At 28.5% G+C, this 6,293-nt stretch carries 5 protein-coding genes; 3 read left to right on the top strand and 2 right to left on the bottom strand.

Annotated elements, in window-relative coordinates; all coding sequences use genetic code 11:
* Window positions 1–144 precede the first annotated feature (144 nt).
* Entirely contained in the window at window positions 145–831 is a 687-nt protein-coding gene (locus I4U58_RS12055; protein ID WP_195931592.1) for a hypothetical protein, read from the top strand.
* A gap of 327 nt (window positions 832–1,158) precedes the next feature.
* The gene (locus I4U58_RS12050) at window positions 1,159–2,322 is read left to right on the top strand and encodes a hypothetical protein (protein ID WP_195931591.1); all 1,164 of its coding nucleotides are present in this window, start codon (window positions 1,159–1,161) and stop codon (window positions 2,320–2,322) included.
* A 72-nt stretch (window positions 2,323–2,394) separates the two neighbouring features.
* On the opposite strand, the gene I4U58_RS12045 is transcribed toward I4U58_RS12050, so the two are convergent.
* A complete protein-coding gene (locus I4U58_RS12045; RefSeq protein WP_195931590.1) occupies window positions 2,395–3,414 on the bottom strand; it encodes a hypothetical protein in 1,020 nt (339 codons plus the stop codon).
* A gap of 260 nt (window positions 3,415–3,674) precedes the next feature.
* On the opposite strand from I4U58_RS12045, the gene I4U58_RS12040 reads away from it, so the two are divergent.
* Window positions 3,675–4,817, top strand: coding sequence for a hypothetical protein (locus I4U58_RS12040; protein WP_195931589.1), 1,143 nt, complete (start codon window positions 3,675–3,677; stop codon window positions 4,815–4,817).
* A 146-nt stretch (window positions 4,818–4,963) separates the two neighbouring features.
* Here I4U58_RS12040 and I4U58_RS12035 read toward each other — a convergent pair.
* The coding region (locus I4U58_RS12035) for an oligosaccharide flippase family protein (protein WP_195931588.1) at window positions 4,964–6,293 on the bottom strand (1,330 nt) is incomplete at its 5' end.

Here is a 6,293-nt window from a genome sequence, read left to right as displayed (position 1 = left end):
AAAAGTTGCTATTTGTGGAAGGATAAATAATAGTGGAATAGTTGAGGTGCCAGAGGGTGCTACTCTTGCGGAAATTACATATATATTTATTAAGAGTTTAAATAAAGCTCTAAATAAAATATATAAAATAAGGAGAGGGTATAAATGCCATACCAATATTATGAAAATCAATATTTAGAAGGTCAAATCATGCAAAATAGATCTCAAATCGCAGGAAATCAATTTGCACAAGGTTACGTTCAACAACCAACTCAAGTAAGACAAGGACAAGTAAATAATTATGTTAACAATACAGCTAATGTTGGAACTACACAAGCTGTAGAAAATGTAAATTATTATGACACTTATCATCATAGAATCAACAACTATCATACTATGAATACTAATCGTTATAGAGATCACTATGTAGATCATAATGTATATTACAATAGTTCAAGAAATGTATATGATGGAGCAGACTATCATACAACATTTAATTATGTAGTAGACCCAGTATATGCATCTATAGGTTCAAGTACAGGTGGAGTAGTATCAGGATCAACTGGAACAATAGGATCAACAGGAACAATAGGATCAACTGGAACAACAGGATCAACTGGAACAACAGGATCAACTGGAACAACAGGATCAACTGGAACAACAGGATCAACAGGCTGTGGATGCAATAGACCACAACCACCATGCTGGAGCCCTTGCCAAGGTGGATCAACAGGATCAACAGGCTGTGGATGTGGATGCAATAGACCACAACCACGATGCTGGAGCCCTTGCCAAGGTGGATCAACAGGTAATACAGCTAGTTATAGAAGATTCCCAGGACAAAGCTATTAATTACTTGATATTTTAGTTAGTATAAAACCTTAATTATTTAGCACATAGGAATATAAGCGTAGATTATAACCTATAAAATTGGATATATTATAGTTAAAACACAGTAATAACTATGATTTCCTATGTGCTTCAATTTTTAACCAAGTTTTTTATTTAATACCTGTATGAAATATACAGGTATTTTTTTAATTCTAAGGAAATTATATTCCTTTATTATTTCAAATTACATATCAAATAAGAACAATTAGCTCAGAATTTGCATAATATTTAGTATATTATATGAATCTCATATCGTATAATAGATAACTTATTTAGGGGGACAAAGAAATGCAAAATCTTAGAAAGAATAAAAATAAGGTTGTTACAACACAAATGATGGGGTTAAGTAATGAAGAAGCACTTGATAGAGATATGAATGAAGATATGGGTAGAGGATGCAAAACTAAACATTCTATGATGCAAAACAATAATTGCTGTCAAGAACCATGTAAAGAAGCAGAACCTTGTAATAATAATTGTGTAGACCCTTGCAAAAAACCTCAACATCATCATAAACAAGACCATTGTTGTGAAACATGTGAAGATACTATAAGTCAAAATTGTATAAAAAATACTTGTGATAACACATTATGTAGTTCACCACTTAATATACCAAGAGTATCAACAGCTAATACAATACCATATGCTATAGATGCTAATAGAATATTTGATACTATAGAATTCCAAACATTCCAAGATGCTAATGGAACAGGATTAGACTATACTTATGAAGTTATAGACGTAAATGGTATGGTTCCAAAAACTGGTCAAGGAAGAGTTACTGTAGAACAAATATGCTTTAATTATGACGAAATGGTAATATATCCAGGAAATACATCTTTAGAAGGATTTACAGTAGAAGAAGTGACTAATGATGCACCTTGTGAATCAAACTTTGATTATACTGTATGTGGAGAAAGAAATACAACTTGTTGTTCACAAGGATTAGGAACAACAACAAGATATAGACAAAGAGGATTAACTATACAAATAAATGGATTAGAAATAATTTTAAAATGTAAATGTGGATGCACAAAGATAAATGTATTAGTAGTTCCTACTACTAATTGTACAGTATTTAATTTTAATACATTATCAGCACAATTATCTGTTCCAGCAGATGGAAATTCATTTACTTTAAGACAAAACTATCAAACTCAATTATCAGTAGGTTGCGTTGGTACAGGATTAATAAGTAAAGAATGTATTAATGGATGCACAACTTATAACTTCCAATTACCAGGTGGATTAGACTTAGTTCTTTGCTTACAAGAAGTAGTAAGTATATTAAAACAAGAACAAATAGTAGTACTTGGTTCTTCAAGTCAAGTTCAACCAAGAGTAGTTGATACTTTCTCTAAAGTATGCGACTTTAAACAATGTGGAGGTAACTCAAATACAAATAACGCTTCAGCAAATAATTCAGGAAATAACTGCAACTGTCAAAGATAGTATTTCTTAATTTAATTTAATATATTTTAGGCAATAGAAATCTATTGCCTATTTTTAGTTTTTGTAAAAATATTAAAATCCTAAAATACTTAAAGTATTCATAGTTGTAAATAAATATAAATCTTTATAAATTAAATCATCATCTACATTGGAGTGTATATTAGTTCTTAGAAAATACTCGCTAACACTTGTTTCATCACACACAGGTTTGCTCCATGTTTTCCCAAAATCTTTAGAAAAAGAAGTGAACAACTTATCAAATGAGACCCACATACAATATAAAATAGAATTCTCCATTATCAAAGATGGAAAAGTATATAATGATGGCTCAGTTATAAAACAAGAAATATTTTGGACTAAGATATTATCCTTAACATTAAAATTTAAGTATTTTACAGAATATTGATCATTTGTATTTTCACAAAATACTAAATGATACATATCGCTATCTGGAATTTTTAATATATTTAAATATAATTTATTGCTAGCAGTATTTGTAAGTTGGATAGGATTGCTCCAACTCAAATTATTATAATCAAATGTAGAATAAAATACTTGTTCATAATTATCTACTAAATTTAAGTAAAATATAGTCGGAATATTATCGTTAAATACGATATAGAATTGGTTTAAAATATTGAAATTGACAAAATCTATTTGGTTTTCAATCCATTGGCCTTCGTTATTTTTATATTGGTGAAAAATAACTGCCGAATTAGTAAACTTAGGACTATATACATAATAAAACATATGGATATTGTCATCTATATATTTTATAAATGGAAAACAAACAGCAAATTTTTCATAATCAAAGCTAAATGTCTCCTTCAGTAAAAATATATTACTGTCTTTTTCACATTCCACTATTTTGATTGCATTATCTGATACAATTCCATAGATTTTATCTAAATTGTCTATAGTAAAGTAAAATTGTGTATAATCAATTGTATTATTACTTATTAAAATATTATCTTTTATTAGGGTATTATCTTTATCATAGTAATTATAGTAAAGACCGTTATTATTAAAAATATAGAATATATCTTTGGAAGACCTTCTAATTAAATTAGAAGTATTATTAATAAAAGTCATGTGATTCACCTCTATAAATATATATTTTGCTTTAAAGAAATCTATTCTTTATAAAATTGGTATTCCTTTATAAAATTATATTCTATAGAAGCGTAAATATTATAGTTAACAATCACTAATTAGTATAATTTTCTACAAAAAAAAATTATTTTTTACTTTTTTACAAAAATAAGAACAATATTTGCATTTCTAACATAGTATTTAGTAGGTTAAAAAATTGGTTTTAGCCAAAAGTTTATATTAATGGGAGGTAATCAATAATGCAATGCAATAGAAATGCAATGAATACTAGAGTGATAAGAGGGAATCAATATACACAAGATATGATGGATCCTAGAGGATTTATAATGGACCAAGGAGAATGTAATTATGATAATTTTGCAGTAAGTCAACCATTACCACCACAACCACCACAACCACCAATTGTACAATGTAATTGCCAATGTAATAATAACAATGATCAAACTCCAAAATGTCCTATACCTTATGAACCAGCAGGAACAGATTCAACATATTCTTCTTGTTCAACATTAGCACCATGTGCAGGAAATGCACAATGCTGTATAGGTTTACAAGCACAACCAATAACATCAGCAAATTGTATGCCTTATATAATTAGAACATATAAAGTATCAGATGCTATAAAATTTGATAGAGTAGCAACAGGTACAACAGCTGTATTGGCAACTGGAGGAACTCAAACATTTACAACAGGAATAACTGTAACAGGAGACCCTATACCAGTTGGAACATTTAAGTTAAATATAACAGAAGTTTGTTTTGGAGATTCTACTGTAACTTTAGCTCCAGGAGCAACAACAGTGGCAGGAAAAGCACTTACACCAACATCAGTATTTACTTCAAGCCACAATTTATTAAATAGATCATCAGTTAGTACTGCAGGTTTATCAAGTTGTTGTCAACAATGCATGGGAACTACTTTAGATTATTCACAAGCTGCAACAACTGCTACAGTAACTGCACCAGCAGGAGCAGACCCAGCAAATAGTATAAATGTAGTATTAAAGGGAACAGCAGGATGTTCAAATGTACAAATAGCAACTACAATAAATGCAACAGCAGGTGGCATAGCTTTAACATATGAAGCTTTAAATGGAAGTTTATGTAGAGCATATAATATGGACTCAAGTGTTGTAGAACAATACTATCAATCTAAATTATCATTAAGTTGTGTAGAAGCAACTATACAAAATACAAATGCAGCACAAAATCCATACACTGTTACTATATTAAAACCAGTTTATCCACAATTATTATTAAGAACTACTGTATCTTTATTAGGATATGCATTAATCTCTGTAGTAGGAGCAGCACAAGCAGTTCAAGCAAGAGATGTTCCAGTAGTAGCTGCATCAGACTTTAACTTTGATGGATGTTTCTAAGTATAAATATAGTATAAATATAATTTAGGATAATATAAAAATGAAAATATTTAATATTTGATTCTTAATATAGATTAAAACAACCAATAAGAGCGTTTTAAAAAATAAAACTACTTATTGGTTGCTTTTTTTATGTATGCATGTAATTAAATTGATTTAGCTGGATTTTTTAAAGCATGGAGTAATGCTATTGAATGTAAAAGCGTAGTAAAAATAGCGATTCCAGTTACTACATATATGTAGGCGAATATATTTAAGCTAGGAATAGGTAACAAGAAGTATAAAAAGATTAATTGAATTGCCATTCCTAAAATAGTATTAAAGCTCGAAATAAATTCTCTTCTTATACCATGGAGTATTGCTGATAAAGTTTGATTTAGAGATAAAAAAATCGGAGCTAAAAACATAGATTTTAAGTAAACTCCAGCGACTTCGTTTTTAAAAAATAAAATACAAAGCGGTTTTGCAAAGAAATAAAATAATAAAGAGCATAAAATACTTACAATTAACGTTAGAGCTATAGAATATTTAATTTTCTTTATAAGAAAACTATTATTTTTTAGTGCAACTTCACTAGATATACTTGGAATTAAGTTTACAACGAGGGCTGAGCCGACTGAAAAAGGAAGATATACAAATGGCATAACCATACCACTTATAATACCATAGGCTCCTAAGGCCTGTGTATAAGACATATTAGCAAGTATTAATCTAGATGGTATTATTATAGAGCTTATTGATTGAAGTACTATACTCGACATTCTATTACAAGTTATAGGTATAGACATCTTTAGCATTTCAAAAGAGGCATGTTTAAAATCATCTATATTTATAATTAATTTTCTATATAGATTAGAATCATAATAAAGATTTACTGTAATAAATATTATATTTATCATTTCGCCAATAGATATAGCTATAAGTGCGCTATAACAAAGTAAGTGGTCATTTTTTATGTAATAGTAAACAAGAATTAAAAATAAAATTCTAGATATTTGTTCTAGTATTTGACCAACAGCAGGAACAATGACTTTCTTTATTCCATAGAAGTAACTTCTCAAGACATTTGACAGAGTTATTAAAACTATAGCTGGACAAATAGCTAGTATAAAAAGGTTTAATTTTGGATTATGTAAAAATATATCTGAGAAAAATTCGCTATGTATAGATACAAATATGGAAATAATAAAAGCAATGAAAAATGATATATATAGTGTCGATATAAAGAATATATTAGTTTGTTTTTTATCTTTTAAAGTATTATTAGTTGAAATTAAACAACTCAGAGCCGTCGGAATGCCGGTTGTAGTTAATGCTATACAAATCATAAGAAAGTTAAATACTATATGGTATATTCCCAGACCTTGTTCTCCTATTATATTTGATAAAAAAATTTTATATATAAATCCTAAACCTCTTACAATTATATTAGATATTGCTAGAATTATTGTAGATAATAAAAGATTTGGAATCTTT

Source organism: Clostridium sp. 1001270J_160509_D11 (genome assembly GCF_015667935.1).
In the GTDB taxonomy this organism is placed as follows: domain Bacteria; phylum Bacillota; class Clostridia; order Peptostreptococcales; family Peptostreptococcaceae; genus Intestinibacter.
The sequence above is the reverse complement of the archived record's forward strand: the minus strand, read 5'-3'. Positions and strand labels throughout refer to the sequence as shown.